This window comes from Rhodococcus sp. DMU1, assembly GCF_012272955.1.
Classification (GTDB): domain Bacteria; phylum Actinomycetota; class Actinomycetes; order Mycobacteriales; family Mycobacteriaceae; genus Rhodococcus; species Rhodococcus aetherivorans.
The window spans coordinates 5,036,872-5,061,684 of sequence record NZ_CP050952.1 but is presented as its reverse complement, the minus strand read 5'-3'; the positions used below and the strand labels follow the sequence as shown (position 1 = coordinate 5,061,684).

Below are 24,813 nucleotides of genomic sequence, written 5' to 3'. Positions count from 1 at the left end.
CCGGGCCCGTCGGCGTGTCCCGGCGGCCCGCGCGCAAGGGCCGTGGCCGACGGGTCGGCTCCGCTACGATTCGCGCGCGCGTTACCGTGTCAGGAACGCGATGCACTGACAGCCAGTGCACGAAGAAGAGGAGTTCGCCTGATGGGTGCACAGATCGCCGGTCCCGCCCCGCTGCGGAACACCGCACTGCTCGGGCTGGGCGTGCACCGCCCCGAGCGGATCGTGACCAACCACGAGATCTGTCAGCAGATCGACTCGAGCGACGAGTGGATCCAGTCCCGTTCCGGCATCAAGGAGCGGCGCTTCGCAGAGGACACCGGCGAGACCGTCCTCGACATGGCGATCTCCGCGGGCCGCAAGGCGCTCGAGGCCGCCGGCATCACCGGCGACCGGCTCGGCGCCGTCATCGTGGCGACCTCGACCTACCCGTACCAGACCCCGCAGTCCGCCGCGCTGGTCGCCGACGCCCTCGGCACCGGCGGCGCCGCCGCCCTCGACATCTCCGCAGGCTGCGCCGGCTTCTGCTACGCCCTCGGCGTCGCCTCCGACCTGGTGCGCGCGGGCACCGAGGACTACGCGCTCGTCATCGGCGTCGAGCGGATGAGCGACACCACCGAGCCCACCGATCGCTCGGTGCGGTTCATCTTCGGCGACGGCGCCGGCGCCGTGGTCGTCGGCCCGTCCGACGAGGTGGGCATCGGCCCCACCGTGTGGGGATCGGACGGCTCGCAGGCCGACGCCATCCGCCAGGAACCCGACTGGGTGAACTTCGCGAACAACCCCGATCAGAAGCGGCCCTGGATCATCATGGAGGGCACCGCGGTGTTCCGCTGGGCGGCCTTCGAGATGGGCAAGATCGCCCGGCAGATCGCCGACAAGGCCGGTGTCGAGCTCGCCGCCCTCGACGCGTTCGTCCCGCACCAGGCCAACCTGCGCATCAACGACGTCATCGTCCGCCAGCTCGACCTGCCGGAGACGGTCGCCGTCGCCGACGACATCATCGAGACGGGCAACACCTCCGCCGCCTCCATCCCCCTCGCGATGGAGAAGATGCTGCGCACCGGTCAGGTCCAGCCGGGTGGGCTCGGCCTGCTGCTCGCCTTCGGTGCCGGCCTGTCCTACGCGGGACAGGTCGTGAAGATGCCGCCGCTCGCGCAGTAGTGGCCGCGGCGAACTCCGCCGGCCGCCGGCGCTGGTTGTGGTTGCTCGCCTACGTGCTCGCCTTCGTCGCGTTCGTCGTCCTCCAGCAGACGTACGGCGGCGACGAGGCGGGTCCCGGCGGGTCCACGTCGGCGCCCGCGCCGGCCCCGTCGTCGGCCGCCGCCGCCGAGGCGGTCGAACTGCTGAAGAGCCTCGCCGTGCGGGAACCGGACCCGTCCGGCGGTTACGACCGCGCCCTGTTCGGGCCGGCATGGACCGACGACGTGACCGTCGCGGGCGGGCGCAACGGCTGCGACACGCGCAACGACGTCCTGAAGCGGGATCTCGTGAACATCAAGCTGGCGCCGGTGACGAAGGAGTGCACCGTCGAGGCGGGGACCCTGTACGACCCGTACACGGGGCGGGAGATCTACTTCCGGCGCGGCGTCGACACGTCGTCGGCGGTGCAGATCGATCACGTCGTCGCCCTGTCGGACGCGTGGCAGAAGGGTGCGCGGCTGCTCGATGCGCAGGCCCGCAAGAACCTCGCGAACGATCCCCGGAACCTGCAGGCCGTCGATGGGCCCACGAACCAGGGCAAGGGCGACAAGGACGCGGCGCAGTGGCTGCCCCCGAACTCGGAGTACCGCTGCACCTACGTCTCCCGGCAGATCGAGGTGAAGGCGGAGTACGGCCTGTGGATCACGCCGGACGAGAGGGACGCGATGGCCGGCGTCCTGGCCACCTGCTGACGGCCGGGCCTCAGGCGCGGCGGTGCGCGAGGTGCTTGCGAACCGCCGTCACCACCCCGACCGCCGAGGCGACGATCACCACGATGCACACGATGCCGACCGCCAGGTTCAGCTGAGCCGTCAGGTCGGAGCCCGTGCGCTCGCGCAGGTCGGAAAGGAACTGCGGCGAGAAGTACGGCCGGTGCACGAGCACGGCCGTGGCCACCGCGACGGCGAGCAGATCGGAGACCACCGACAGGGCGGTGACGACCGTCGTCCAGCTGCGCACGACCAGCGCCACGCTCGCCGAGACCACCCACAGCGCCGCGACGGCCATCATCGCCGGCACCAGCCGGTCGGTGAAGCTGGGGTCGAGGGCTTCGTACCCGGCACCGAAGAACGACGGCGCGAGCGACGGGGACAGGCTCGCCACCCCGATCAGCACGACCACCGCGAACACCAGTTCCGCGACCGCCTCGCCGACGGGGATCTCCCGGCCGTGCGGCACCGCCGGGAGGTCGTCCGGGTCCCACCGGCCGAGGTCCGTGCCGGCGGGCGCGGTGCGCTCGAGCACCGCGAAGACGACGGTCACCCAGAACGCGGCGTACACACCGCCGGTCAGGGCCGCGTCGATCGCGTCCCACACGACGTCGGCGGTGTCGAGGGGCGCGGCCGCGGGAGCGGTGGCCTCGGTCAGGGCGCCGAGCAGGGTCAGTCCGCCGAGCACCGCCGCCACGACCCCGACGACGGGCCACAGCACCCGTAGGTAGGTGTCGTAGAGCCGGGGACCGATCAGGTGCCGCGGGGCGCCCCGGTAGGTGCGGGCGAGATCCTCCGGGGAGCCGAGGCCGGCGAGCACCTCACGCACGTCGCGGTCGGCGGCGGCGTCGTCGATGCGCCGGCGCAGTTCGGCGGCCACGTCGTCGCGCCGGGACCGCGGCAGGTGGACGAGGACGGCGTGCAGGTACCGGTCGACGAGTTCCCCGTCGGTGAGGCGGGTGGACATCTCGGTGTTCCTTCCGTTCGGTCCCGGCCTGCATGTGCGGCCGGGCGGGGCGACCCGCGCCGACCGGGACCGGGCGGTACTGTGCCGGTACACAGTATTGGGCAGGACCTGCGAGGGTGTGGGGAAGCGCGATGACGGCCGAGCCGCTCGACGAGTACTTCACCGCCACCGTCCGCGGCTGGAGCGCCGGCCGTGCCGTGGCCGGACAGGTACCGGACGAGCTGGTGCTGCGCTGTTTCGACGCCCAACTGCAGTCCCGTCACCTCGACTTCGCGGCCCGGGAGATGCAGCGGCGCGGTGCCGGGTTCTACACCATCGGCTCGGCCGGGCACGAGGCGAACGCCGCCCTGGGCCTGCTGTCCCGGGTCACCGATCCGGCACTGCTGCACTACCGGTCGGGGGCCTTCTATGCCGCGCGGGCGGCCCGGGTGCCGGGCACGACGCCGGTGCGGGACGTGCTCGCCGGCTGCACCGCCTCGACGCTGGACCCGATCTCCGGCGGCCGGCACAAGGTGTTCGGCAACGCCGAGTTGAACATTCTCCCGCAGACCTCGACGATCGCCTCCCATCTGCCGCGCGCGGTGGGGACGGCGTTCGCCCTCGCCCGCGCGGCCCGGCTGGGCCTGCAGTGCCCGTGGCCCGCGGACTCGGTGGTGCTGTGCAGCTTCGGGGACGCCTCGGCGAACCATTCCACCGCGGTCGGGGCGCTCAACGCGGCCGCCTACTGCGCGTACCGGGGGCTGCCGCTGCCGCTGCTGTTCGTGTGCGAGGACAACGGGTTCGGCATCAGCGTCCGGACGCCGGAGGGCTGGGCGGAACGCACCCTCTCGTCGTATCCGGGGGTGAGCTACCGCGCGGCCGACGGCGCGGACCCGGTCGGCGTGCTCACCGCCGTCGCGGACCTGCTCGTCGCCGTCCGCACCTCCCGCGCACCGGCCGTGCTGCACCTGAAGACGGTGCGGTTCCTCGGCCACGCCGGCTCCGACGCCGAGACCGCGTACCGCACCCGCGAGGAGATCGCCGCCGACTACGTCCGGGATCCGTTGCTGGCCACCGCGCGTACTCTGGTCGACCGCGGAACACTTTCCTCCGCAAGGATTCTCGAACGATACGAGGAGATGCGTTCCGTCGTCGCCGCCGAGATGGAGGCGCTCGCGACCGCCCCGCGGCTGGTATCGGCCGCCGAGGTGATGCGGCCGCTGCACGCGCACGGTCGCCGGCGGGTTCCGGACGAGCCGGGGCTCCCGTCGCCGGAGCCCCGCACGCTCGCCCAGGCGGTGAACGCCGCGCTCACAGGGATTCTCGAGGCGATACCGGAGTCGTTCGTGTTCGGTGAGGACGTGGCGGACAAGGGCGGGGTGTACGGGCTCACGCGCGGTCTGCTCCGCCGATTCGGGCCGCACCGCGTCTTCGACACGATCCTGGACGAGCAGACGATCCTCGGTACGGCACTGGGTTTCGCGGTGGCGGGCCTGCTGCCGATTCCGGAGATCCAATACCTGGCCTACCTGCACAACGCCGAGGACCAGTTGCGCGGCGAGGCGGCGAGTCTGATGTTCTTCTCCGACGGCCGCTTCCGCAACCCGATGGTGGTGCGCATCGCCGGCCTCGCCTACCAGCGCGGCTTCGGTGGGCACTTCCACAACGACAACTCCGTCGCGGTGCTGCGCGACATTCCCGGTCTGGTGCTCGCGGTGCCGAGCCGTCCGTCGGTTGCGGGGGCGCTGCTGCGCAGCTGCGTGCACCTCGCGCGCAGTGAGGGCCGGGTGTGCGTGTTCCTCGAGCCGATCGCGCTGTACCACGAGCGCGACCTGTACGACGAGGGCGACGGGCTGTGGCAGGAGCCGCCCGATTCCGTTGCGGTACAGCCGGGCTCGGTGCGGGTGTACGGTACGGGCGACGACGTGCTCATCGTGACGTTCGGCAACGGCGTCCGGATGAGCCTGCGCGCGGCCCGTCGGCTGTCGGCGCGCGGCGTGGAGGCCGCCGTGCTGGACCTGCAGTGGCTGGCGCCGCTGCCGCTGGCGGAACTGCTGGCGTGCGCGCAGTCCTTCCCGCGCGTGCTGGTGGTGGACGAGACGCGGCGCAGCGGCGGGGTGTCGGAGGCGGTGGTCACCGCACTGGTGGACGCGGGCTACCGGGGCCGGATCTCGCGGGTCACCAGCCGCGACAGTTTCGTGCCGCTCGGCCCGGCGGCGGCCGAGGTGCTGCTGTCCGAGGACGACGTCGTCAGCGCGGCGACGGAGTAGCGGCGCGCGGTCGCGGTCGTCTCCGGGTCGCCGCCGTCGCGCAGCTCGACGGCCTCGCGCCCCGCCCCGGCAGGGACGAAGGTCCCGGGAAGCGGGGACCTTCACCGGGCAGGAATACCCGGAGGGGTACTTGAAGAGTCCCGGGCCCGGGTCTACAGTCATCGTTGAATACCCCACCGGGTATCAAGGGGCGTGGAGGCCCAGCCCGCGTCCGCGCCTGCGTCACGGACGGAAAGGACTGTTCACATGTCGCTCCATTCAGGCAACGGTGCCGCGCGACATCGAGTACTCGTCGTCGGAGGTGGCACGGCCGGAATCGCGACCGCTGCGCGCCTGCGCCGGGCCGGCGTCACCGACATCGCGGTGATCGAGCCCTCCGATGAGCACTGGTACCAGCCCCTGTGGACGCTCGTCGGCGGCGGACAGGCGTCGCTGGACGAGACCCGCCGAGCCGAGGAGAAGCTGATCCCCAAGGGCGTCCGGTGGATCCGGGCCGCCGCGACCGCCGTCGACCCCGACGCGCAGACCGTCACGACCGAGCGCGGGACCGTCGTCGGCTACGACTACCTTGTGCTGGCCACCGGCCTGCAACTCGACTGGGACGGCGTGCCGGGCCTCGCCGAGGCCGTCGGGCACGGTGCCGTCTCGAGCAACTACTCCTCGCAGTACGCCCCCTACACGTGGGAGCTGATCCGGAACATGCGCTCCGGCACGGCGATCTTCACCCAGCCCGCCGGCCCCATCAAGTGTGCCGGCGCGCCGCAGAAGATCGCCTACATCGCCTCCGACTACTGGCGGCGGCAGGGCCTGCTGGACGGGATCCGCGTCATGCTCGTCCTGCCCGGCGACTCGATGTTCGGCATCCCGTCCTGGCGGCAGACCCTCGAGGGGGTCGCCGCGAAGTACGGCATCGAGGTGCGCCTGAGCTCGGAGATGACCGCGCTCGACGGATCGTCGCGCAAGGCGACGATCGTGAACAACGCCACCGGCACCGAGGAGGTCGTCGGGTTCGACATGCTCCACGCCGTGCCCCCGCAGCGCGCGCCCGGCTGGGTCGCGGCGAGCCCGCTCGCCAACCCGGCGAGTCCCTTCGGCTACGTCGAGGTCGACAAGCACACGCTCCAGCACCGCCGGTATCCCAACGTGTTCGCACTCGGTGACGTCGCGGACCTGCCGACGTCGAAGACCGGCGCGGCGGTCCGCAAGCAGGCGCCCGTTCTCGTCGCCAACCTGGTCGCCGAGATGCGCGGCGTCGGCAAGCGCAAGAGCTACGACGGGTACTCGTCCTGCCCGTTCGTCACCGCCCGGGACAGGATGATGCTCGCGGAGTTCGACTACGAGCTCAACCCCTCTCCGAGCATCCCGGTCATCGACACCACCAAGGATCGCCGCGACATGTGGCTGCTCAAGCGCTACGGCCTGCCGGCCATGTACTGGCACGGGATGGTCAAGGGCCGCGTCTGAGTCACCGGAGGCGGCGCAGCGCGATCGGTTGCCCGTCCGACGGGTACGGAAGTGACGTGAAGTTCAGCGGCGCAACGTAATCGGACGGAACGTGCCACCGGTACCCGAGCAGCAGGTGGTGCAGCACCGTCTTGATCTCGGCGCCGGAGAAGTACATGCCCAGGCAGCGGTGCTCTCCGGCGCCGAACGGCGTCCACGCGAACTTGTGCACGCGGTCCTCACGTCGTTCCGGTGCGAAGCGACCGGGATCGAACTTCTCCGGTTCCGGCCACAACTCGGGCATGTGGTGGCTGTAGTGCAGCCCGACGTTGATCAGGGTGCCGCGCGGCACGAAGTGGCCCAGGATCTCGGTGTCGGCGGTGGTGTACCGGACGATGCCGGGTACCGGGGTCACGATCCGCTGGCACTCCTTGATCACCAGGTCCAGGCTCGTGAGCGATTCGAGGTCCGCCAGGGTCGGGCTCGTCGTACCGAGTGCCTGCGACTCCTCCCGGCACAGTTGCTGCCACTGGGGGAACTGGCCGAGGTACTGCAGCACGGTGGACAGCGTGATGGTCGAGGTGTCGTGCGCAGCCATCATCAGGAAGATCATGTGGTTGACGACGTCCTCGTCCGAGAATCGCTCGCCGTCCTCGGATTCCACGTGACACAGCGCGGTGAACAGGTCGTCGCCGTCACCGGCGCGACGGGCCGGCAGGTAACGCCGGAAGAACTCCTCGAGCCGGCGGCGGCCCACCACGCCACGGCGCCAGCGGGTTCCGGGCAGGGGATAGCGCACGATCGCCGTGGCCGCCTGCACGCACCCGATGAACGCCTTGTTCACCTCGGCCATCTCGGTGGCCGACGATCCCTCGGCACCGCCCATGAAGATCGACGTGGCGAGCCCGAGGGTGAGGTCCTTCAGTGCCGGGTAGGCGCGGAAATCCTCGCTCGGTGTCCACGAGTCGAGGGCCTGTGCGATCGCGGGCTGCATCGAGTCCGTGTAGCGGGCCAGGCGGTCCCGGGTGAAGGCCTGCTGCATGATCCGGCGGTGCGTGCGGTGCTCGTCGCCGTCGAGCAGCATCAGGCCGCGGTCGAAGAACGGGCCGATGAGGGTCCGCCAGCCCGGACCGTTCGCGAGGGCCCGGTCGCGGTTCTGCAGCGCGGCGCCGCAGGCGTCGGGTCCGAGCAGCACCACCCAGGGCCGGCCCGCGAACCGGAACCAGGACACCGGCCCGTGTTCGCGGTATCGCCGGTCGTAGGCCCTCAGCGGGTTGCGCATGTAGTCGAGGGCGTACCCGACGTAGGGCAGGCCGGCGTCCCCGGGTACCGCGGTCAGGCCGGGCGGGGAGGGCGCGAGCACTTTCGTCATGAGGTCTCCGATTCGTCGGACCGTATCTGACATGAAGCTCTGTCAATTGACAGTAGCGTGGATCACAGGCGGCGATCTGTCAAGATTCGACTATGGGCAGGCCCAGTCGTCAGTACCGCGGAAAGAGCGCCGAGCAGCGCACCGCCGACCGCCGTGAGCAGTTGCTCGCGGCCGGCCTGACGGTGTTCGGCCGCGAGGGCGGTGACCGTGCCACCATGACCGCGATCTGCCAGGAGGCCGGGCTCACCGAGCGGTACTTCTACGAGAGCTTCTCCGGCCGGGACGAGCTGCTCGTGTGCGTCGTCGAGCGGATCGCCGACGAGATCCGCGAGCGCGCGCTGACGGCACTCGCCGAATCCGAGCGCGGCCCCGAGGAGCGGGCCCGCGCCGCCATCGCCGCGTTCGTCGCGGTCCTCACCGACGATCCGCGCAAGGGCCGGGTCGCCGTCGTCGAGTCCGCGGCCGCCGGGCCCGTGCGCACCCGTCGCCGGGAACTGCTGCGCCAGTTCGCGGACCTCGTCGCGATCGAATCCCGCGAGCTGTGGGGCGACCGCGCGCTGCAGCCGCCCCACGACCAGATCGCCGCGCTGCTGTTCGTCGGGGGCCTCGCCGAGCTCATGACCGCGTGGCTCGGCGGCGAGATCGACGTGACCCCCGATCAGATCGTGGAGGCGGCGACTCGCCAGTACACGTTCACCGCCCACCGCTGAGGCTGTCGTCGCGCTCGGGCCGCGCCGCGCGGCGCCGGCTGCCCGGCAGCCGCCACACGGGTTCGAGCGCCGCGGTCTCCTCGGCTGTGGCCACCCGGAACGGCGGGGTCGCGGGCGCCGCGAGGCTGCGACGGCCCTGGCCGCGCGTGGCGCGCAGGCTGGCGACGATCGACACGGTCAGGATCGTGGCGACGACGGCGAGCGAGATCGGTGTCGGCACGTAGAACACGTCGATCTTCAGCAGCATCTTGACGCCGACCCACATCAGCACCAGCGCCAGCCCGATCTTCAGGTACACGAAGCGGTGGATCAGGTCGGCGAGCAGGAAGTACATCGCTCGCAGGCCCAGCACCGCGAACGCGTTGGCGGTGAAGACGAGGAACGGCACGTCCGTGACCGCGAAGATCGCGGGGATCGAGTCGACCGCGAAGACGATGTCGGTGATCTCGATGAGCACCAGCACCGCGAGCAGGGGGGTGGCCAGCAGCGCACCACCGCGGCGGACGAGGAACTTCTGTCCGTGGTAGGCGTCGGTCATCGGTACGTGGCGGCGGAACAGCCGCAGCGCCCGGGACTTCTCGGGGTCGAGGTGCTCGTCGCGCTGCCGGATCATCCGGTAGCCGGTGTAGAGCAGGAACGCCGCGAACAGGTAGAGGATCCAGCCGAAGCTCGCGATGAGGACCGAGCCCGCCGCGATGAACAGACCCCGGAACACCAGGGCGCCGAGCACACCGAGGAACAGGACCCGGTGCTGGTACTCACGCGGCACGGCGAAGTACGTCAGGATGATCGCCCAGACGAAGACGTTGTCGACGGCGAGCGACTTCTCGATCAGGTAGCCGGAGAAGTACTGCTGGCCGAACTCCGAGCCGTACTGCCACCAGATCAGCGCGCCGAATCCGACGCCGGTGCCGACCCAGAACAGCGACCAGCCTGCGGCCTCGCGCACGCCGATCACGTGCGCGCGGCGGTGCGCGAACAGGTCCACCGCCAGCATCGCCACGATCGCGGCGAGTACCGCCGCCCACAACCACAACGGAACGGTCATCGGGACCACCTCTCAGCCTCGAAACGGCCGAAAGTCTTTCCCGGCTCGAACCGAGCCCGCTCCGCCGGGGGGCCGGCGGACGGCCCCCGAGTTGACGACGAAGCGCGGAGGGATACTCCCTTTCGCGAACTGTAATTAGTGAATAGTATTTCCGGTTAACTGTCAAGGGAGCGGGAGGTAGGGGCGGGTGAGCAGCTCGATCGCGTGACCGGCCGGGTCCTTGAAATAGACCCCGCGCCCGCCGTGCCCCGTGTTCGTTTCGCCGGGGCGGCGCATCTGCGGATCGGCCCAGTGCTCGATGCCGGCGTCGCACAGCCGCCGATACGCCCGGTCGAAGGCGTCGTCGTCGACCATGAACGCGTAGTGCTGCATCTGGATCTCCACCGGGGGCTCGGCGAACTGCAGCAGTACGCCGTCGTCGAGCTGGATGTTGGTGAACGGGCCCCAGGACGGTGCTTCCGACAGTTCCAACAGTTCACGGAAGAACCGCGCCGACTCGTTGCGGTCCACGCTCAGACCTCCACCGGGTCGCCGATCCGTGAGTGGCGTAGTGCCGGCCCGGTGTTCACCCGGCGAACCCTACCCGGGGCCGCCCGGGCGCACCAGGGACGCGGCCGCGGCCCGAGCGCGAAGCGCGATACCGGAAACCGCGGTGCCCTATGGTGTGCGGGTGACCTCCTCCCCCCGCCCCGGAACGCCGCCCGCCGGCGACGAGGACCGTGCCCGGGGCTGGACGTTCCTGACCAACCACGCGCACGTACTGCTGTGTGTCGCCGGAGGCGGACAGCCCACCGTCCGCGAACTCGCGCAGCGGATCGGGATCACCGAGCGGTCCGTGCAGACGATCCTCGCCGACCTGGTCGACGGCGGCTACCTGACCCGCACCCGCGCGGGCCGCCGCAACCTCTACTCGGTGAATCCGGCCGGGCGCCTCCGTCATCCGCTCGAATCCGCACACACCGTCGGTGAGCTGATCGACGCGCTGCGCTGAGCGCGGGGCCCGTCGCCGGGGATGCCCGGCCCGCGCTGTCACGGACACCTGCGTCGTGTGACCGCAGCCACGTGGCATGCTGGCGCCCATGATCGACGTCGAACGTCCCAAGCTGGAAGGTTCCGTCGCGGTCGGGGGCGGCCGCCGGATCGGCTTCGCCGAGTTCGGATCGGCCCAGGGCCGGGCGGTGTTCTGGCTACACGGCACCCCCGGGGCGCGTCGGCAGATCCCCGTCGAGGCACGCAGCTACGCCGAGCGCGAGCACGTACGGCTCATCGGCCTCGACCGCCCCGGCATCGGCTCGTCGAGTCCGCACCGCTACGAGAACGTCCTCGCCTTCGCGGACGACCTGCGCATCGTCGCGGACACTCTCGGCGTGGACCGGATGGCGGTCGTCGGACTCTCCGGCGGCGGCCCCTACACCCTCGCCGCGGCGCATGCGATGCCCGAGCGGGTCGTGGCCGCCGCGGTGCTCGGGGGCGTTGCGCCCGTCGTCGGGCCCGACGCGATCAGCGGCGGCCTGATGCGATTGGGCACAATGGTCGCGCCGCTGCTCACCGTCTGGGGTGTCCCCATCGGCATGGGCGTGAGGTCGATGATCCGGGTCGTGCGGCCGTTCGCATCGCCGCTCATCGACATGTACGGGTGGCTCTCGCCCGAGGCCGACCGGCAGTTGCTGGCCCGCCCCGAGTTCAAGGCGATGTTCCTCGACGATCTGCTCAACGGCAGCCGCAAGCAGATGGCCGCGCCCTTCGCCGATATCGTGGCGTTCGCCCGGGACTGGGGTTTCCGTCTCGAGGACGTCAAGGTGCCGGTCCGGTGGTGGCACGGCGACACGGACCACATCGTCCCCATGGAACACGGCCTGCATGTGGTGGGCCGGCTGCCCGACGCCCAGTTCCACCACCTGCCCGGCGAGAGCCACCTCGGCGGCCTGGGCGTGTCCGAGGACATCCTCTCGACCATCCTGCGGATCTGGGACGACGCCGACCGCTGACTCCGCGGTGGCCGAATGTCACACAGGTTCGATCACATTGAACGCGTGTCACATTCGGCCGAGGCGGGGCGCACGGCGCCGGAGAGGGCATGATGTCCGGATGGACACCGGCGTCGAAGCGGACGGGTGGGCCACCCGCTGGGTGGAGCCGCTCGCCGACCTCGCCGCCGGCACGACGACCGCCCTGGTCCCGGACGTGATCGTCACCGCGCTCGCTCTGGGCCTGACGCACCGATACGTCGGACGCACCGTCGCGACGGACGTGCACGGCGTGCCGGTGCGGGCGACGGTGCGGTCGGTGCAGGTGCGCCGTCGCCGCGCGCACCTGCAGTCCCGGGTCGAGCTCGCGGCGGTCGACTGGGGCGGGCGCCGGGTGGACGAGGTGACCGTGGTGGCGCACGGGGTGCGTGTCGTCCCCGGGCTCCGCACCCGGCTCAGCGCACACCGCCTCGACGTGCACGGCACCAGCGGCGTCGGCACCGTGCTCGACTGGCTCAACTCCCTCGGCCACGCCTGGGTTCTCGCCCTCGACCGCGACGGATCGATCCGCGCGACGCATCGCCGCCGCCGGCTCACCGCGCTCGTCGACGCCACCGTCACGGACGGCGTGGCCCGGATCGAGCTGGGCGACGCCCGCTGCTACGGCGTGCCGGTGCCGGGACGGCTGCTCCCACCACGCGACGTCGCGCTGCCACCCCTGCCCGGCGGTGCCGGGAGCGTCTGCGCCGCGCGCGAGGGTCACCTCGTCCGGTTCGCGATGCAGGTGCCGGCCGTGTCGTACGCGTTCGACCCGCTCGGCGCGTGAGGGTCCGGGGGGCTCACAGCCACCGGCGCGGCGGCTTCTTCACCCACATGATCTTCTCGTCCGCGGCGGTGGGGGCGGCTGCGGGATGGCCGGGATGCTGCGCGGCCCACGCCGACTTCTCGGTGAGCAGCCGCGCGACGAGCGCCCACGTCTCCATCGTGCGCGGCGGGTGCGCTCCGGCGGCCCGGGCCAGCTTCCGGCGCACGTCGTCGCTCAGGGCCAGCAGCTCGTCCGCGGTGATGCCGCGATTCCAGGCGAACCGGGCGAGGACGAGCGCCTTCTCCCGCCGATTGCGGGCTGCCTCGTCGGTGTGCGCGAAGTCCTCGTCGGTAGCCATGCCCTACAGAATTGGTCGCCGGCCGGGTCGTTGACAACCCACCGCGCGCGGCTCACGCTCGGAGCAGGCGCACGCGCGGCCCGGGGGAGGACGAAATGCCGGTGACTCCGATGGATCTCCCGGACGGCACACCCGCGGACGTGCGGGTGCGCGCGGCGTCCGCCCCCCGGGTGCCGGTGTCGGATCCGGCGCTCGGCCGCGACGTGCGGGTCGACACCAAGGGGGTGCCCCCGCACCGGCTCGTCGCGATCGGCGACTCGGTGCTGCAGGGGTTCCAGAGCGGCGCCGTCTTCCACACCGACGTCTCGGTCCCCGCGATCGTCGCCCACGAACTCGGCTGGCTCCGCCGGTTCCGCTACCCGCGCTACGGCGGTCCGGGCGGGTTGCCGCTCAACATCGAACTGCTCCTGCGCGATCTCGAGCGACGCTTCGGGCCGTCGGTGAACATGTGGGAGACCCCGCTCGCGCTGTTCGCCGTCCGCGCGTTCATGGACCAGGTGGAGGACTACTGGGAGCGCGGGCCCGGTCGGGAGCCGTCGCTGCCGGTGGCATACCAGCACAACCTGTCCTGTTTCGGCTGGGACCTGCGCGACGCCCTGAGCAAGACGGCCGCGACGTGCGAGGCGGCGATCGCCGCACCGAACGACGACCTGCTCGACCAGATCGTGCAGAACAACGGGGAGCGCGCCGCGTTGCAGGTGTATCCGCGCTGGAGCGACGGGGCGAAGGCGATGACGTTGTTCGACGCGGCCGCGGCGCTCGGCGACGACCACGACGACACGACCGAGTCCGGGATCGAGACGCTGGTGGTGTTCCTCGGCTCCAACAACGCGCTCGGCACGGTCACGGACCTGCGCATCGCATGGAGCGGTCCGGATTTTCGCGACCTCACCGCGAAGGACGCCTACACCATCTGGCGGCCCGAGCACTTCGCGGCCGAGTTCGCGGAGGTGGTCGAGCGGGTGACGGCGATCCGTGCGCGGCACGTCGTGTGGTGCACGATTCCCCACGTCACCATCGCGCCGATCGCGAAGGGACTCGGACGCAAGATGGAACCGGGGTCGCCCTATTTCCCGTACTACACCCGGCCGTGGATCGAGGAGGCGCGGTTCGACCCGGCTCAGGACGAGCACATCACGGGTGCCGGCGCGTACGCGGTGGACGTCGCGATCGACCTGTACAACGAGCGCATCGAGCAGGCGGTCGCCGACGCTCGTTCCGGGGTGCACGGCCCGGCCCGGGACTGGTATCTGCTGGACGTGGCCGGCCTGCTCGAGCGCCTCGCGTCGCGGCGCTTCGTCACCGATGTCGGTGCCCGCCCGGCGTGGTGGACCCCGTACCCGCTCCCGTCCGCACTCGCCGCGCTCGACCCCGTGCCGGACTCGCGGTTCCTGACGGCCGACGGTCGTGGGGGCCGGGCCGCGGGCGGGCTGTTCTCCCTCGACGGCGTGCATCCGACGACGGTCGCGAACGGGATCCTCGCGCAGGAGCTGATCAACGTGATGCGCCGCGCCGGGGTGCAGTTCCACCACGGCAACGGCGGGGTGCGCCCGGATCCGGTGACCGTGGACTTCGAGCGGTTGATCCGCAGGGACACCCTGGTACGGACGCCGCCGGGGAACATCGACTCGACGCTCGGCATCCTCGCGTGGGCGGACGAGATCGGTGACCTCGTCCGGCGCACGCTGAGCATCCGCTTCCGGTGATCAGTTCTCGGCGGGGGCGGTCCTCCGGTCGAGCAGCGGGCCCCACAGTTCGGCCGCGACGGTGTGGGCGCGCCGGTGTCCGTGGACGGTACGTCGGAGTCCCTGGACGGTGCCGGGACCGGTGGCCAGGTCGGTGAGGGCTTCGCACAGGTCGACGATGTCGACGTGGAAGCGCATCGAGGCGTCGAGCAGTTCGTCGAACGCCTGGTCCTCGGTGTAGGAACGGCCCCTTGCGGAGCGGAGAAGAGCCTGCGCGGTGTCGAGTGCCGTCAGGCGTCGTACCGCGGGGATGTCACGGTGTGCTTCGATCGTCAATTGTCCGCCTCTGAGGTGTCGCCACTGGGCGTGTGTCAACTCGTTGTAGTGCGGGTACCCCGCCGGTTCGGCAGTTACCCGAGTTTGTGTCCTCCGTCACAGTACGAGGACTGTGCCGTCGTGTCCACCGTACCCGTGTTTGCCCAGCGCAGGCCGGTGAGTCGGTGCGGTGCCCCCGGGCGTTCCGTCTTCGATGTCCGAATTCCCCGGAGCGGCAGAGAGATCCGACGCCGTGTATGTTGCGCGCCGGTCAGGCCGGAGGCGCCGGGCGGTGATCGAGGAACCAGTCCCGCGCTTGCTGTGCCACGACCTCGAGCGTGCCGGGTTCCTCGAACAGGTGCGTCGCCCCGCGCACGATCCGCAGTTCGTGCTCGCACCGCATGGCCGCGGCGGCCTGCCGGTTCAGTTCGATCACCATGCGATCCAGGCCGCCGACCAGCATGAGCGTGGGGGCGCGGACCCGGCCGAGCCGGGGCATCGCCAGATCGGGTCGCCCGCCGCGGGAGACGACGGCGGCGATCTCCCGGTCCGGATCGGCAGCGGCCCACAGCGCCGCGGCGGCGCCGGTGCTGGCCCCGAAGTAGCCGATCCACTCGGCTTCCGCGCGGACGAGATCGGTCACCTCGCCGAGCCGGCTCGCGAGCAGTTCGATGTCGAAGACGAGGGCGCGGTCGCCCTCCTCGCCGGCGGTCAGCAGGTCGAACAGCAACGTGCCCAGGCCGGCGGCGTTCAGTTCCCCGGCGACGTACCGGTTACGCGGGCTGAACCGGCTGCTGCCGCTGCCGTGCACGAAGATCACCAGGCCGTCCGATCCGGCGGGGACGGTCAGGGTGCCGGCCAGGCTCACGTCGCGAAGCTCGAGCTCGACGTCCCGGCCGCCGGAATCGACGCCGCGGTCGCGCCGGCTGTCGGCGGTGCTCATCGGGTCCGGCTCAGGCCAGGGTGACGGTGCGGGTGTGCGAGCGGACCGCGGCCTGCAGGTCCTGGCGCGAGAGGGTGTGCGGACCGCACGCGCAGCGCGCGGGCACGTCGTCGTCCTCGAACTGGGTCGCCTCGAGGGTGTCGACGAACTCGGACCCGAGGGATCCGCCGTGGTGCGCGGTCTCGGACCGGTCGCGATTGCCGTGCGCCGTCGGACCACCGCCGGCGACGAGCACCGGCCCCTCCGGGGTGCGGTAGACGGTGGCGACGTTGTGGCTGGCGGGGCACTTCACGCGTACGAGGGCGTGGTCGCTGCGCTGGCTGCCCAACGAATCCACGGCAGCACGAGCCATCCGGCGGCGGTCTGTGGGAAGGAGGTCGGGGATGTTCATGGGACCTATTGCACACCCGATCGCGGCCGGATCGAGGGCTTTCGCGAGCAACGGGCCCGATTCGCCCGTTGCGCTACCAGTGCTCGGGTGTGGCCACTGTGGCGGGCAGCCGGGTACGTGCGTCGCCCCGGGCGGAATCGACCTGTGACTGGACGAGGAACAGGCATCCGGTGAGGTCGGCGCCGCGCAGGTCGGCGTCCCTCAGGTCGGCGCCGATGAGGTCGGCCCGGCGCAGGTCCGCCTCGCGCAGGTCCGCGGCGACGAGGAGGGCGCCGCGCAGGTTCGCACCGTGCAGGTCGGCGCGCCGGAGTTTCGCGCCGAGCAGGTCCGCGCCGCGGCGGTTCTTCCTCCGGCCGGGCACGGCGGCCCGGGCGAGTTCGCTCGCGCGCAACAGCAGGGCATTGATCTCCTGCCGGTGCGCCGCGACGTCGAGTCCGGCGAGGGCGTCGGCGTCGCCGCGGGTCAGCCGGTCGGTCGCGGCACGCGCACCGCGCAGGTCCGCGCGGAGCGGCCCGGAGGTGGGCAGGGACACCGCCTCGTCGAGATACCAGAGCAGCTCGTGCAGTTGGCGCACGACGGGAAAGACGTCGAACATCCGCCGGGCGGTCTGCGGCGCGCGACGCCAGTCCGCGCCGCCGAACGTGACCTGTGAGACCTTCTGGCCGGCGCCGAAACAGTCGTAGACGGTGCACCCGGTGAACCCCTTGCGCCGCAGGTCCCGGTGGATGCCGCAGCGGAAGTCGTCCCGCAGGTTCGGGCAGGGCCGGCCCGCCTCCTTGTCGATCGCGAAATCGGTCGACGCGGCGAAAGGCAGAGCCACACAACACAAACCGAAGCAACTGCCGCAGTCGGCCAGAAGGTCCGGACGGGGAGGGCGGCGGTCCGTCTCGGACAAGGCTCACGTTCCTTTCGGTGGGCGGGGCGCAGCCGGTGGCCGGCCGAGCCTAGCCCGGCCCGCCCTCCGGGGCCCGCGGTGGGCGGCCCGAGGGGCCGGGCGGTGGCCGCCACGACGGGTCACGCCCGCTGAGCCCGATCAGACGATCGAGGTCCGGGGCGTCGTCGGAAACCGCGACCGCCGGCCCGAAGAGCCCGCCGGCCGCGCGTTCCTCGTCGGTGGTCGCGGCGACGAACGACAGGCACGCGGTCAGCGCGGCGGGATCGCAGGAGAACCTCCGGCCGCTGGCGGTGGCGATGTCCCAGCCGTGGATCACGAGTTCGTCGAGCGCCACGATCCCCGCGACGTGACCGGGCAGATCGATGCCGCCGGCCTGGGTGGTTCCGGTCCATGCGCCGGGATCGCGCCACGCCTCGGCGAGGGCGAGGACCTGCCCGGGGATCCTGGTGCGCCAGTCGTCGCCGAGCCGGGACGCGTCGGCGGACGGTCCCTGCCCGGTGTAGTCGCCGACGGCTTTCCCGGCGGCGGCGGTGAATGCCAGGGACAGCCCGCCCACGTGATCCACCAGGTCCCCGATGGTGGTGCCCGCGCACGGGGTGGGACGGGCGAGTTGTTCGTGCGTGAGCGCGCCGACGAGCCGTGCCATCTCGTGGGCGGCCGGTGCCAGGTCGAGGATCTCGGTCATGAGCGTTCCTTCCGGCGGCGGTGTGCTCATGGTGCCGCACCGGTCCGACAGGTTCGGCCGGGCCGTTCCGGACGTCTCGACGCGACGGGAAAATCTACAGTCGCAACAGTAGACTTTCGGCATCGAGGCCGATAACATCGAGGACGTCAACGCGAAGGATCCGGAAGAGGGGCAGCCGACGGGTTGCCGGGGAAGTTGCAGAGGGGGCGGAGCCGCACTCGGTTCTGCGGCTCCGCCCCGACGACGCGACGGGCGGACTCTGCGGAGGCCGACCACGTCGCCACCGGAGAGCAGAGCGAGAGGCTGGTGATGCGTATCCATCGGGATTGCGAACTCGTGTATGTCATTTCCTCGTGCCGGTCGAGGCCGGCACTGTCATAACCGTCACGAACCCCGGTGCCCCATGTGCCGGGGTTCCCTCTCGTAGCAACGAAGGGCACGTGGATCCCACACCCGACCGCGCTCCCGCGGTCACCAACGAACTCGACAACGACGACTACCCCGCCTTCAGCATGGGTCGCGCCGCTGCGGCGCTCGGGGTTACTCCTGCCTTCCTCCGCAGTCTGGACGACACGGGCCTCGTGGTGCCGCACCGTTCCGGGGGCGGTCACCGCCGCTACTCTCGGAACCAGCTCCGGCTCGTCGCGCGGGTGCGGGAACTGGTCGACAGCGGCACCGCGGTGGACGCGGCGTGCCGGATCGTCTACCTCGAGGATCAGCTCGCCGAAGCGCGAAGTCGCATTCCGAGCAAGTGAGGCACCCGGGTTCGGGTGCGGCGATGTGAACGCAGACACGCCTCCGCGCCGCAGGGGCTACCCCTCGTATAGTCCCGGCGGCGCGGAGGTGCTGTGACCTCGGGCCTGCCGCGCGAACACCCCTCCGCGTGCTCGACGGCCGACCCTGTTCATTTGTTTCATTTGTTTCCCGACTGCTTGACACCTTACCATAAACCGGTCGATCGGTTTGTTGGATTCGAAGAATTCATCTGAGCGACCGACGGGGGACGAAAGCCGTTCCTGGCGTCCGATCCAGTCACTGGACACGGGCGTGCCCCGATTCGTCCGGGTCGTCTATAGTCCCTCGATAAAAGCAGTCCGGCCGGTTTGCAATGAAAGAAGCGACAATGACCGTGGATGCGGACGCAGTGCCTCGGAACAGTCCCGTCCTCGGTTTCGAGTCGACGGTGCCCAGACGGTACGTCCACCGGCAATCGGTGTCGGAGGTGTTCCTGACGGACTGCACGTCCGCCGGCGCCGACCATCGATTCCTGCTGGGCGCGCAGTGGCCACGGCTGCACGGCTTCTACCGGACCGAAACCGGCCGATACGACACCATGCTGATCGCCGAGACCCTGCGCCAGACGGCGATCTACCTGGGGCACACGCAATATCGCGTTCCCCTCGGTCATCCTTTCGTCATGCAGACCCTGCGGGTGGACGCGGCGGTGCACGCGCTCGCCATCGGTACCGGCGCCGCGGAGGTCGTGCTGGACGCCTGCCTGGAGGACCCGGTGTACCGCGGCGGGCTGCTGTCCCAGTTCGATCTGACGGTGGTGTTCGTCGTCGGCGGACGGCAGGTGGGCACCGGACAGGGAGTGGCGAACGTCCTCACCCCGGACGACTACCAGCGGCTGCGCTGGAACGGCACCGGCCCGCGCACGATCGGGGATCCCGTCTGCCCCCCGGCGATTCCCCCCGCCGTCGTCGGGCAGTCCCGGCCACTGGACGTCGTGCTCGGTCCGCAGTACGCCGAGAACCGCTGGCGCCTGCGGGTCGACGATCGTCATCCGGTCCTGTTCGACCACCCCAGCGACCACGTTCCCGGCATGCTCGTCCTCGAGGCGTTCCGGCAGAGCGCCCGCGCCGCATGCGGCCGCCCACACGCCGACGTCGACCTCATCGAGGCCGCCTACCACCGGTTCGTCGAACTGGACGAGCGGGCGAACGTGGTGGCGCGGATCGATCCGCACGATCCGTGGACCGTGCGGACCTCGGTCGAGCAGTGGGGCGAGGCGCTGGCGACCGGCACGGTGCGGCTCGCACCGGATCGGTCACGATGCTGACCGCCGCGTGGCGTTCAGTCGGCGGGCGGCGTCCAGCGGGCCCGACGGATCCGCGGGATCTCACCGTGGCGGTCTGCGGGCATTACGGCGGGCAGCAACAGGATCCACATCTCGTCGAGGCGCTGTTCGAGATCCTGCCGGTGGGTGAGGACGTTGGACACGAGCTGGACGCCGTTGTAGGCGGAGATCACGAACCGGGCCAGCATGGCCGCGTCGATCGTGTCGAGGATGTCGCCCTGGGCGATCGCCTGCTCGGTGAGCTTCTCGCAGGCGGCGATCCAGTCCAGGTACGGGCCGGTGGGACCGTCGGTGGCGCTGAGTTCGAGCGTCAGGCGGATGCCGGCCCGCACGATCGGCTCGTCGATCATCTGCCGCGCCATCTCGTGCGAGAGCATCACGATCTGCTCGAGTGCGGAAATGTCGAGGCCCGCGATGGCCTCGACCGCGGCGATCGAGATGCGATGCTGCTCCTCGATGACGACTTGGGCGAGTTCGTCCTTCGACCGGAAGTGGAAGTAGAGGGCACCCTTGGTGATGCCCGAGCTCTCGACGATCGCGCCGAGGCTCGCACCCTCGTAGCCCGACCGTTCGAAGTTCTCGGCCGCGCCGAGAACGATCTGCTGCCTGGTCGCCACCGCCCGCGCTTGCTGAGCCATCCGTCCTCACTCCGTTCCCACCCTGTGTTCCGACGAGGTGCATCGTGACGAACCCCATCGGGTTTCCCCCACCCGGCCGAATGGTACCCACAGTAATGGACCGCCGCCGCGACGAAGGTTCGTCGCAACCCCTGCGAATCGCGCTGATCGGCGCCACCGGCTTCGTCGGGGGCGCCGTGCTCGCGGCGCTCACGGCGTCCGGCGTGCCCTGCACGGCCGTCGCGCGACGGCCGGACGAGCTGCCCCCCGCCGCGACGCGGACGGCCGCGGCGGACCTGACCGAACCGTCGTCCCTGGACGCCGTGGTCGCCGCCGCCGACGTGATCGTGCACGCCGCCTCCTACACCGGATCGGACCCGCAGACGTGCGACGCGGTGAACCGTGCCGGGACCGGGAACCTCCTGGCCGCGGCGGCCCGGCAGCACCGGCCGCACGTGATCTACGTCAGCACGATCGGGGTCTACGGTCCCGGCCCGCACCGCGGTGTGGACGAGGATGCCGTCGTGCCGAATCCGGTCTCGGTGCTCAGCGAGAGCCGGCTCGCGGCCGAACTGGCCGTGCGTGATTACGGCGGCACCGTGGTGCGGGCCGCCTTCGTCTACGGGCCCGGAGACCGCTGGTTCGTGCCCGGCATCGCGCAGATCCTCACTCGCCTCGGCGCCTGGGTCGAGGACGGCCGCCCCCTGCTGTCGGTGATCTCGGTCGGCGATCTCGGCCGCCTGATCGCGGCGCTCGCGGTCCGCGGCACCCACCCCGGACCCGGCGGCGATGTCCTGCACGCCGCCCACCCGGATCCGGTGAGTGTGCGGGCCCTCGCGTCGGCCTTCGCCCGCGACGCCGGATTCGACCTGCCCCGCACCAGTCTCGGGTACGACGAGGCCGTGGCCGTCGCGCCGGAGCGGGGACTGACCGAGCGGCACATAGATCTCGCCGGCCACGACCACTACTACGACGCGGCGCGCATCTGGCGGGAGACCGGGCTGCGAGTGCCGCCCTCTGCCTTCGGTCCGTAGGGGCCCTCCCCGCGCGCGGGCTCGGTGTCGTTCCCGGCCACCGGGAACGACCGGGGCGCCTCGGGGCGCGGCAGCTACCGTCGCGACGGTGACCACCGTTCCGGCTTCGAGTAGTACGTCGCATCCCTTGCTGTCCGGAAGAACGGCGATCGTCACCGGAGGGGCGAACGGCATCGGCGCGGCCGTCGTCCGGCTGTTCGCCGAGCACGGTGCCCGCGTCGTCCTCGTCGACACCGATCGTGGGGCGGCCGAGCGGCTGGCCGCCGGAATTCCCGGCGTGGTGCCGATCGTCGGCGACGCCGCGGACCCGGCCGTCGCGACGGAGGCCGCGAGCCATGCCCCGGACGTACTCGTCAACAACGTCGGTGACTTCCTCCGCCCGTCGACGCCCTTCGCGGAGGCCGACGAATCCGAATGGGAGGCCCTGTCCCGCGCCAATCTCGACCACGCCCTGCGGATGACCCGCGCCGTCCTTCCGGGCATGATCGACCGCGGCCGGGGCGGCTCCGTCGTCAACGTCACCACGGTCGAGGCGCACCGCGGCATTCCCGGGCACGTCGTGTACGGCACGTACAAGGCCGGGCTGCGGCACTTCACCCGCAGTCTCGCCGTCGAGGTCGGCCGGCACGGCATCCGGGTGAACGCGATCGCGCCCGACCTGATCGCGACGCCGCAGGTGCCGTACGAGCGGCTCGTGCCGGAGGCGGACCGGCACCGCTGGCCGGGGTGGGCGCCGCTGGGCGGCCCGGGCCGCCCCGAGGACGTCGCCGGACCGGCCCTGTTCCTCGCCTCCGACCTCTCCCGCTACGTCACGGGGTCCACCGTTCACGTCGACGGTGGCAGCTACGCGGCCGGCGGCTGGTTCCCGCGCGCCGACGGGTCGTGGACCAATCGTCCCCTAGCGCCCTGACCGGATCCTCTACACCCGAAGGGTTTTCGCGTGAACTTCCTCCCCCCGACGCTGAGCGTCAATCTCCCCAATTTCGGCGACGTGCTGGCCCGCGACAACTTCGCCCACCTCGTGGACGTCGCGGTCCGGGCCGAGGAATGCGGCGTGGACCGCGTGAACGTCACCGACCATGTCGTGATGGGAGCCGACACCTCCGGTTACGCGTGGGGACCGTTCGCCACCGAACCCGATGCGATGTGGCTCGAACCCATGACCGTGCTCGCGGTGATCGCCGGCCGGACCCGCACGATTCGCCTCGGCACCGGCGTGATCATCGCGGCGCTGCGGGGCGCCGCCGTGCTCGCCAAGACCGCGGCCACCCTGGACCACATGTCGGGTGGGCGGCTCGACCTCGGGGTCGGAACAGGCTGGCAGGAGAAGGAATACGAGGCCGCGGGACTGAGCTTCGCCGATCGTGGCCCGCTGCTCGACGACACGCTCGCCGCCTGCCGGGCGCTGTGGGAGCACGCCCCGGCCTCGGTGCAGCGCCCGAGCGTGGCGTTCACCGACGTGTACTGTGCGCCGCGTCCCGGCGGCCGTCGCATCCCGGTCTGGGTCTCGGGGTCGTTGTCGAAGCCGGTGATCCGCCGGCTCGCCCGGTGGGGCGACGGGTGGATTCCCATCATGGGTGCCGGCCCGGACGAGCTGCGCCGGGGCCGCGATCTGCTCCGCGGCGCGCTCGAGCGGGACGGCCGCGATCCCGACGTCCTGCAGATCCGCGGACGGCTGCAGGTGGTCCACGACTCGGCCGGCGAGATCGCCGTGCCCGCGACGGCGCAGGCGGTGAAGGAGCTTCTCGCCGTGGGTGTCACCGACGTGATGGTGCCGCTGACCCTGGTGCATCCCGATCCGGACCGGGCCGCGGACCGGCTCGCGACGCTCGTCACGGTGCTGCGGGAGGCGGCCCTCTAGCGGCGGCGGGCCGCCCACGCGGTGCGGCTGCCACGGACCGTCAGGTCGCCGCGGTGCAGCAGACCGTCGGGGCTGTCGGGCGCCAGCAGGGCGTCGAGGGTCTCGAGATCGTCGGTGGCCAGCCGGCCGTCGAGCGCGGCGCGGATGCGGGACAGGTAGGCGTGTGCGTAGCGGGCCGCGCTCGGTGGTGCCGGCGCCGCCGCCACGGTGAAGCTGCGCTGGGCGGTGACCTCGAAACCGGCCCGCTCCAGGTGGGTCCGCCAGTCCGGGTGCGCGTTCCAGCCCGCGCGCGCCAGGGCCTCGTGGCAGCGCCGCTCCAGGCCCGGCCTGCCCCGCCCGACGTCGTCGGGCAGGAACCGGGGCAACTCGTCCATCTCGACGACCACCAGCAGGCCACCGGGATTCAGTGCGGCGTGGAGGTCGCGCAGCACCCTGTCCGGGTCGGCGACCTCGTGCAGCGACGAGGCCGCCCACGCGACATCGACCGTACCGATCGAGGGCCAGGCGGCATCCAGGTCGGCGAGCACGACCCGGAGCCGCTCGGCCGTGCCGTGCTCGGCCGCGGCGGCGCGGACGCGTGCAAGCATCGACGCCGACCTGTCGACCGCGACGATCTCGGCGGCGGGGAAGCGGCGCCCGAGCGCCAGGCTGCCCGTGCCCGTTCCGGCGCCGACGTCGACGATCGTGCGCGGCCCCTGCGGGGCGTGCTGCTCGGCCCACGCGGTCACCTCGTCCAGGTACGAGCCCAGTACCTCCGCGTCCAGGTCCAGTAGTTCCGCCAGCCCGGGGTCGTGGTGTGCGTGCCGGCTGCCGGGGGGCTGATGATCGTGCGTCATGGCTGCCACGGTAGCGACTTCGATGCGTGAAGGGCATACCATCTTGCGTATGACGCAAGATCTCGATCTGGACGCCGTGATCCGCCGACGCATCCGCGGCCTGCGACTGGCCCGTGGCTGGTCGCTCGATTCGCTGGCGGCCCGCTGCCGGCTCAGCCCGTCGACGCTGAGCCGCATCGAGACCGGCAACCGCCGGATCGCTCTGGATCAACTGGTGCCGATTGCCCGGGCCCTGGGCACCACGCTCGATCAGCTCGTCGAATCCGCCGAGGACGAGGACGTGGTGATCCGGCCGCAGCCCGAGCACATGCCCGGGGTGACCACGTGGCTGCTGTCCCGGGAACGTGCCCTGCACGGCGTGACGGTGGCGAAGATGCGTATCACCCCCGACCGGTCCACCGGAACCGGTGCGGCGAAGGTGCATCCGGGCCGGGAGTGGTTCACCGTGCTCTCCGGCACGGCCCGATTGCAGCTGGGCGAGCGGACCGTGCTCGTGCGGACCGGCGAGGCCGCCGCGTTCTCGACGATGGTCCCGCACGTGATCGGTGCCCACGACGGTCCGGTGGAGATTCTCACGATCTTCGACCACGACGGAGAGCGTGCCCACCTCCACGGTGAGCACGGCACGTCGCGGCCGTGACG

Annotated in this window: 27 protein-coding genes; 15 read left to right on the top strand and 12 right to left on the bottom strand. The window is 71.4% G+C overall.

Annotated elements, in window-relative coordinates:
- Positions 1–141: 141 nt before the first annotated feature.
- Positions 142–1,161 carry a beta-ketoacyl-ACP synthase III gene (locus tag HFP48_RS23045; protein ID WP_006931650.1) on the top strand — a complete coding sequence of 340 codons (1,020 nt, stop codon included), beginning with the start codon at positions 142–144 and terminating at the stop codon, positions 1,159–1,161.
- The gene (locus HFP48_RS23040) at positions 1,161–1,892 is read left to right on the top strand and encodes an HNH endonuclease family protein (RefSeq protein ID WP_006931648.1); all 732 of its coding nucleotides are present in this window, start codon (positions 1,161–1,163) and stop codon (positions 1,890–1,892) included. The genes HFP48_RS23045 and HFP48_RS23040 overlap by 1 nt, the downstream gene beginning before the upstream one ends.
- 10 nt (positions 1,893–1,902) lie before the next feature.
- On the opposite strand, the gene HFP48_RS23035 is transcribed toward HFP48_RS23040, so the two are convergent.
- Positions 1,903–2,877 carry a hypothetical protein gene (locus HFP48_RS23035; protein ID WP_050035905.1) on the bottom strand — a complete coding sequence of 325 codons (975 nt, stop codon included), beginning with the start codon at positions 2,875–2,877 and terminating at the stop codon, positions 1,903–1,905.
- A 131-nt stretch (positions 2,878–3,008) separates the two neighbouring features.
- Between HFP48_RS23035 and HFP48_RS23030 the strand changes: the two genes are divergently transcribed.
- Positions 3,009–5,126, top strand: a complete 2,118-nt coding sequence (locus HFP48_RS23030; protein WP_029546024.1) for a thiamine pyrophosphate-dependent enzyme — start codon at positions 3,009–3,011, stop codon at positions 5,124–5,126.
- A gap of 246 nt (positions 5,127–5,372) precedes the next feature.
- Entirely contained in the window at positions 5,373–6,590 is a 1,218-nt protein-coding gene (locus HFP48_RS23025; RefSeq protein WP_102800646.1) for an FAD/NAD(P)-binding oxidoreductase, read from the top strand.
- 1 nt (position 6,591) lies between these two features.
- Here HFP48_RS23025 and HFP48_RS23020 read toward each other — a convergent pair whose 3' ends face one another.
- A complete protein-coding gene (locus tag HFP48_RS23020; protein ID WP_043798673.1) occupies positions 6,592–7,941 on the bottom strand; it encodes a cytochrome P450 in 1,350 nt (449 codons plus the stop codon).
- Positions 7,942–8,033: 92 nt separating this feature from the next.
- On the opposite strand from HFP48_RS23020, the gene HFP48_RS23015 reads away from it, so the two are divergent.
- Complete coding sequence (locus tag HFP48_RS23015; RefSeq protein ID WP_050035902.1) at positions 8,034–8,651, top strand: TetR family transcriptional regulator; 618 nt, start codon at positions 8,034–8,036, stop codon at positions 8,649–8,651.
- On the opposite strand, the gene HFP48_RS23010 is transcribed toward HFP48_RS23015, so the two are convergent.
- Positions 8,635–9,699 carry a TerC family protein gene (locus HFP48_RS23010; RefSeq protein ID WP_006931632.1) on the bottom strand — a complete coding sequence of 355 codons (1,065 nt, stop codon included), beginning with the start codon at positions 9,697–9,699 and terminating at the stop codon, positions 8,635–8,637. The two genes, HFP48_RS23015 and HFP48_RS23010, sit on opposite strands and share 17 nt — an antisense overlap.
- A 162-nt stretch (positions 9,700–9,861) precedes the next feature.
- Positions 9,862–10,209 (bottom strand): VOC family protein, encoded by a 348-nt coding sequence (locus HFP48_RS23005; RefSeq protein ID WP_006931628.1) that lies wholly within the window; start codon positions 10,207–10,209, stop codon positions 9,862–9,864.
- 154 nt (positions 10,210–10,363) lie between these two features.
- On the opposite strand from HFP48_RS23005, the gene HFP48_RS23000 reads away from it, so the two are divergent.
- The 3 genes from HFP48_RS23000 to HFP48_RS22990 all read left to right on the top strand — a co-directional run bounded on the left by HFP48_RS23000 (position 10,364) and on the right by HFP48_RS22990 (position 12,492).
- Positions 10,364–10,690, top strand: coding sequence for a winged helix-turn-helix domain-containing protein (locus HFP48_RS23000; protein WP_180986964.1), 327 nt, complete (start codon positions 10,364–10,366; stop codon positions 10,688–10,690).
- A gap of 88 nt (positions 10,691–10,778) precedes the next feature.
- A complete protein-coding gene (locus HFP48_RS22995; RefSeq protein ID WP_180986963.1) occupies positions 10,779–11,687 on the top strand; it encodes an alpha/beta hydrolase in 909 nt (302 codons plus the stop codon).
- Positions 11,688–11,787: 100 nt separating this feature from the next.
- Positions 11,788–12,492: a hypothetical protein gene (locus tag HFP48_RS22990; protein WP_202917635.1), complete on the top strand. Its 705-nt coding sequence runs from the start codon at positions 11,788–11,790 to the stop codon at positions 12,490–12,492.
- 13 nt (positions 12,493–12,505) lie between these two features.
- Here HFP48_RS22990 and HFP48_RS22985 read toward each other — a convergent pair whose 3' ends face one another.
- Positions 12,506–12,829, bottom strand: coding sequence for a hypothetical protein (locus HFP48_RS22985; RefSeq protein WP_006931622.1), 324 nt, complete (start codon positions 12,827–12,829; stop codon positions 12,506–12,508).
- A gap of 95 nt (positions 12,830–12,924) precedes the next feature.
- On the opposite strand from HFP48_RS22985, the gene HFP48_RS22980 reads away from it, so the two are divergent.
- The gene (locus HFP48_RS22980; protein WP_168580107.1) at positions 12,925–14,535 is read left to right on the top strand and encodes a hypothetical protein; all 1,611 of its coding nucleotides are present in this window, start codon (positions 12,925–12,927) and stop codon (positions 14,533–14,535) included.
- Here the strand turns inward: HFP48_RS22980 and HFP48_RS22975 are convergent, their stop codons facing one another.
- The 5 genes from HFP48_RS22975 to HFP48_RS22955 form a co-directional block, all read right to left on the bottom strand.
- Positions 14,536–14,850 (bottom strand): ANTAR domain-containing protein, encoded by a 315-nt coding sequence (locus HFP48_RS22975; protein ID WP_006931619.1) that lies wholly within the window; start codon positions 14,848–14,850, stop codon positions 14,536–14,538.
- A 250-nt stretch (positions 14,851–15,100) separates the two neighbouring features.
- The gene (locus HFP48_RS22970; protein WP_029546002.1) at positions 15,101–15,772 is read right to left on the bottom strand and encodes a DeoR family transcriptional regulator; all 672 of its coding nucleotides are present in this window, start codon (positions 15,770–15,772) and stop codon (positions 15,101–15,103) included.
- 10 nt (positions 15,773–15,782) lie between these two features.
- Complete coding sequence (locus HFP48_RS22965; protein ID WP_006931614.1) at positions 15,783–16,109, bottom strand: hypothetical protein; 327 nt, start codon at positions 16,107–16,109, stop codon at positions 15,783–15,785.
- Between the two features lie 127 nt (positions 16,110–16,236).
- Complete coding sequence (locus HFP48_RS22960) at positions 16,237–16,983, bottom strand: pentapeptide repeat-containing protein (protein ID WP_006931611.1); 747 nt, start codon at positions 16,981–16,983, stop codon at positions 16,237–16,239.
- Between the two features lie 124 nt (positions 16,984–17,107).
- A complete protein-coding gene (locus HFP48_RS22955; protein ID WP_168580106.1) occupies positions 17,108–17,743 on the bottom strand; it encodes a TIGR03086 family metal-binding protein in 636 nt (211 codons plus the stop codon).
- Between the two features lie 440 nt (positions 17,744–18,183).
- On the opposite strand from HFP48_RS22955, the gene HFP48_RS22950 reads away from it, so the two are divergent.
- A complete protein-coding gene (locus HFP48_RS22950; protein WP_029545995.1) occupies positions 18,184–18,498 on the top strand; it encodes a helix-turn-helix domain-containing protein in 315 nt (104 codons plus the stop codon).
- Between the two features lie 368 nt (positions 18,499–18,866).
- Complete coding sequence (locus tag HFP48_RS22945; RefSeq protein ID WP_168580105.1) at positions 18,867–19,805, top strand: ScbA/BarX family gamma-butyrolactone biosynthesis protein; 939 nt, start codon at positions 18,867–18,869, stop codon at positions 19,803–19,805.
- A gap of 14 nt (positions 19,806–19,819) precedes the next feature.
- Here the strand turns inward: HFP48_RS22945 and HFP48_RS22940 are convergent, their stop codons facing one another.
- Positions 19,820–20,461: a ScbR family autoregulator-binding transcription factor gene (locus HFP48_RS22940; RefSeq protein ID WP_006931603.1), complete on the bottom strand. Its 642-nt coding sequence runs from the start codon at positions 20,459–20,461 to the stop codon at positions 19,820–19,822.
- A gap of 95 nt (positions 20,462–20,556) precedes the next feature.
- Between HFP48_RS22940 and HFP48_RS22935 the strand changes: the two genes are divergently transcribed.
- The 3 genes from HFP48_RS22935 to HFP48_RS22925 all read left to right on the top strand — a co-directional run bounded on the left by HFP48_RS22935 (position 20,557) and on the right by HFP48_RS22925 (position 23,335).
- Positions 20,557–21,474, top strand: a complete 918-nt coding sequence (locus HFP48_RS22935) for an NAD(P)-dependent oxidoreductase (protein ID WP_168580104.1) — start codon at positions 20,557–20,559, stop codon at positions 21,472–21,474.
- 88 nt (positions 21,475–21,562) lie between these two features.
- On the top strand, positions 21,563–22,384 hold the full coding sequence (locus HFP48_RS22930) for an SDR family NAD(P)-dependent oxidoreductase (protein ID WP_168580103.1): 822 nt from the start codon (positions 21,563–21,565) through the stop codon (positions 22,382–22,384).
- 30 nt (positions 22,385–22,414) lie between these two features.
- A complete protein-coding gene (locus HFP48_RS22925) occupies positions 22,415–23,335 on the top strand; it encodes a TIGR03619 family F420-dependent LLM class oxidoreductase (RefSeq protein WP_102799493.1) in 921 nt (306 codons plus the stop codon).
- Here the strand turns inward: HFP48_RS22925 and HFP48_RS22920 are convergent.
- Positions 23,332–24,171 carry a class I SAM-dependent methyltransferase gene (locus HFP48_RS22920; RefSeq protein WP_037201157.1) on the bottom strand — a complete coding sequence of 280 codons (840 nt, stop codon included), beginning with the start codon at positions 24,169–24,171 and terminating at the stop codon, positions 23,332–23,334. The genes HFP48_RS22925 and HFP48_RS22920 overlap by 4 nt on opposite strands.
- Before the next feature lie 49 nt (positions 24,172–24,220).
- Between HFP48_RS22920 and HFP48_RS22915 the strand changes: the two genes are divergently transcribed.
- Positions 24,221–24,811 (top strand): helix-turn-helix transcriptional regulator, encoded by a 591-nt coding sequence (locus tag HFP48_RS22915; protein WP_044475628.1) that lies wholly within the window; start codon positions 24,221–24,223, stop codon positions 24,809–24,811.
- Positions 24,812–24,813: the final 2 nt, after the last annotated feature.

Excerpts from the sequence above, each read along its gene's own strand:
- HFP48_RS23045 (WP_006931650.1), top strand. The coding sequence starts at position 142 with ATGGGTGCACAGATCGCCGGTCCCGCCCCGCTGCGGAACACCGCACTG.
- HFP48_RS23035 (WP_050035905.1), bottom strand. The coding sequence starts at position 2,877 with ATGTCCACCCGCCTCACCGACGGGGAACTCGTCGACCGGTACCTGCAC.
- HFP48_RS23030 (WP_029546024.1), top strand. The coding sequence starts at position 3,009 with ATGACGGCCGAGCCGCTCGACGAGTACTTCACCGCCACCGTCCGCGGC.
- HFP48_RS23025 (WP_102800646.1), top strand. The coding sequence starts at position 5,373 with ATGTCGCTCCATTCAGGCAACGGTGCCGCGCGACATCGAGTACTCGTC.
- HFP48_RS23020 (WP_043798673.1), bottom strand. The coding sequence starts at position 7,941 with ATGACGAAAGTGCTCGCGCCCTCCCCGCCCGGCCTGACCGCGGTACCC.
- HFP48_RS23015 (WP_050035902.1), top strand. The coding sequence starts at position 8,034 with ATGGGCAGGCCCAGTCGTCAGTACCGCGGAAAGAGCGCCGAGCAGCGC.
- HFP48_RS23010 (WP_006931632.1), bottom strand. The coding sequence starts at position 9,699 with ATGACCGTTCCGTTGTGGTTGTGGGCGGCGGTACTCGCCGCGATCGTG.
- HFP48_RS22995 (WP_180986963.1), top strand. The coding sequence starts at position 10,779 with ATGATCGACGTCGAACGTCCCAAGCTGGAAGGTTCCGTCGCGGTCGGG.
- HFP48_RS22990 (WP_202917635.1), top strand. The coding sequence starts at position 11,788 with ATGGACACCGGCGTCGAAGCGGACGGGTGGGCCACCCGCTGGGTGGAG.
- HFP48_RS22985 (WP_006931622.1), bottom strand. The coding sequence starts at position 12,829 with ATGGCTACCGACGAGGACTTCGCGCACACCGACGAGGCAGCCCGCAAT.
- HFP48_RS22980 (WP_168580107.1), top strand. The coding sequence starts at position 12,925 with ATGCCGGTGACTCCGATGGATCTCCCGGACGGCACACCCGCGGACGTG.
- HFP48_RS22970 (WP_029546002.1), bottom strand. The coding sequence starts at position 15,772 with ATGAGCACCGCCGACAGCCGGCGCGACCGCGGCGTCGATTCCGGCGGC.
- HFP48_RS22955 (WP_168580106.1), bottom strand. The coding sequence starts at position 17,743 with ATGACCGAGATCCTCGACCTGGCACCGGCCGCCCACGAGATGGCACGG.
- HFP48_RS22945 (WP_168580105.1), top strand. The coding sequence starts at position 18,867 with ATGACCGTGGATGCGGACGCAGTGCCTCGGAACAGTCCCGTCCTCGGT.
- HFP48_RS22940 (WP_006931603.1), bottom strand. The coding sequence starts at position 20,461 with ATGGCTCAGCAAGCGCGGGCGGTGGCGACCAGGCAGCAGATCGTTCTC.
- HFP48_RS22935 (WP_168580104.1), top strand. The coding sequence starts at position 20,557 with ATGGACCGCCGCCGCGACGAAGGTTCGTCGCAACCCCTGCGAATCGCG.
- HFP48_RS22920 (WP_037201157.1), bottom strand. The coding sequence starts at position 24,171 with ATGACGCACGATCATCAGCCCCCCGGCAGCCGGCACGCACACCACGAC.
- HFP48_RS22915 (WP_044475628.1), top strand. The coding sequence starts at position 24,221 with ATGACGCAAGATCTCGATCTGGACGCCGTGATCCGCCGACGCATCCGC.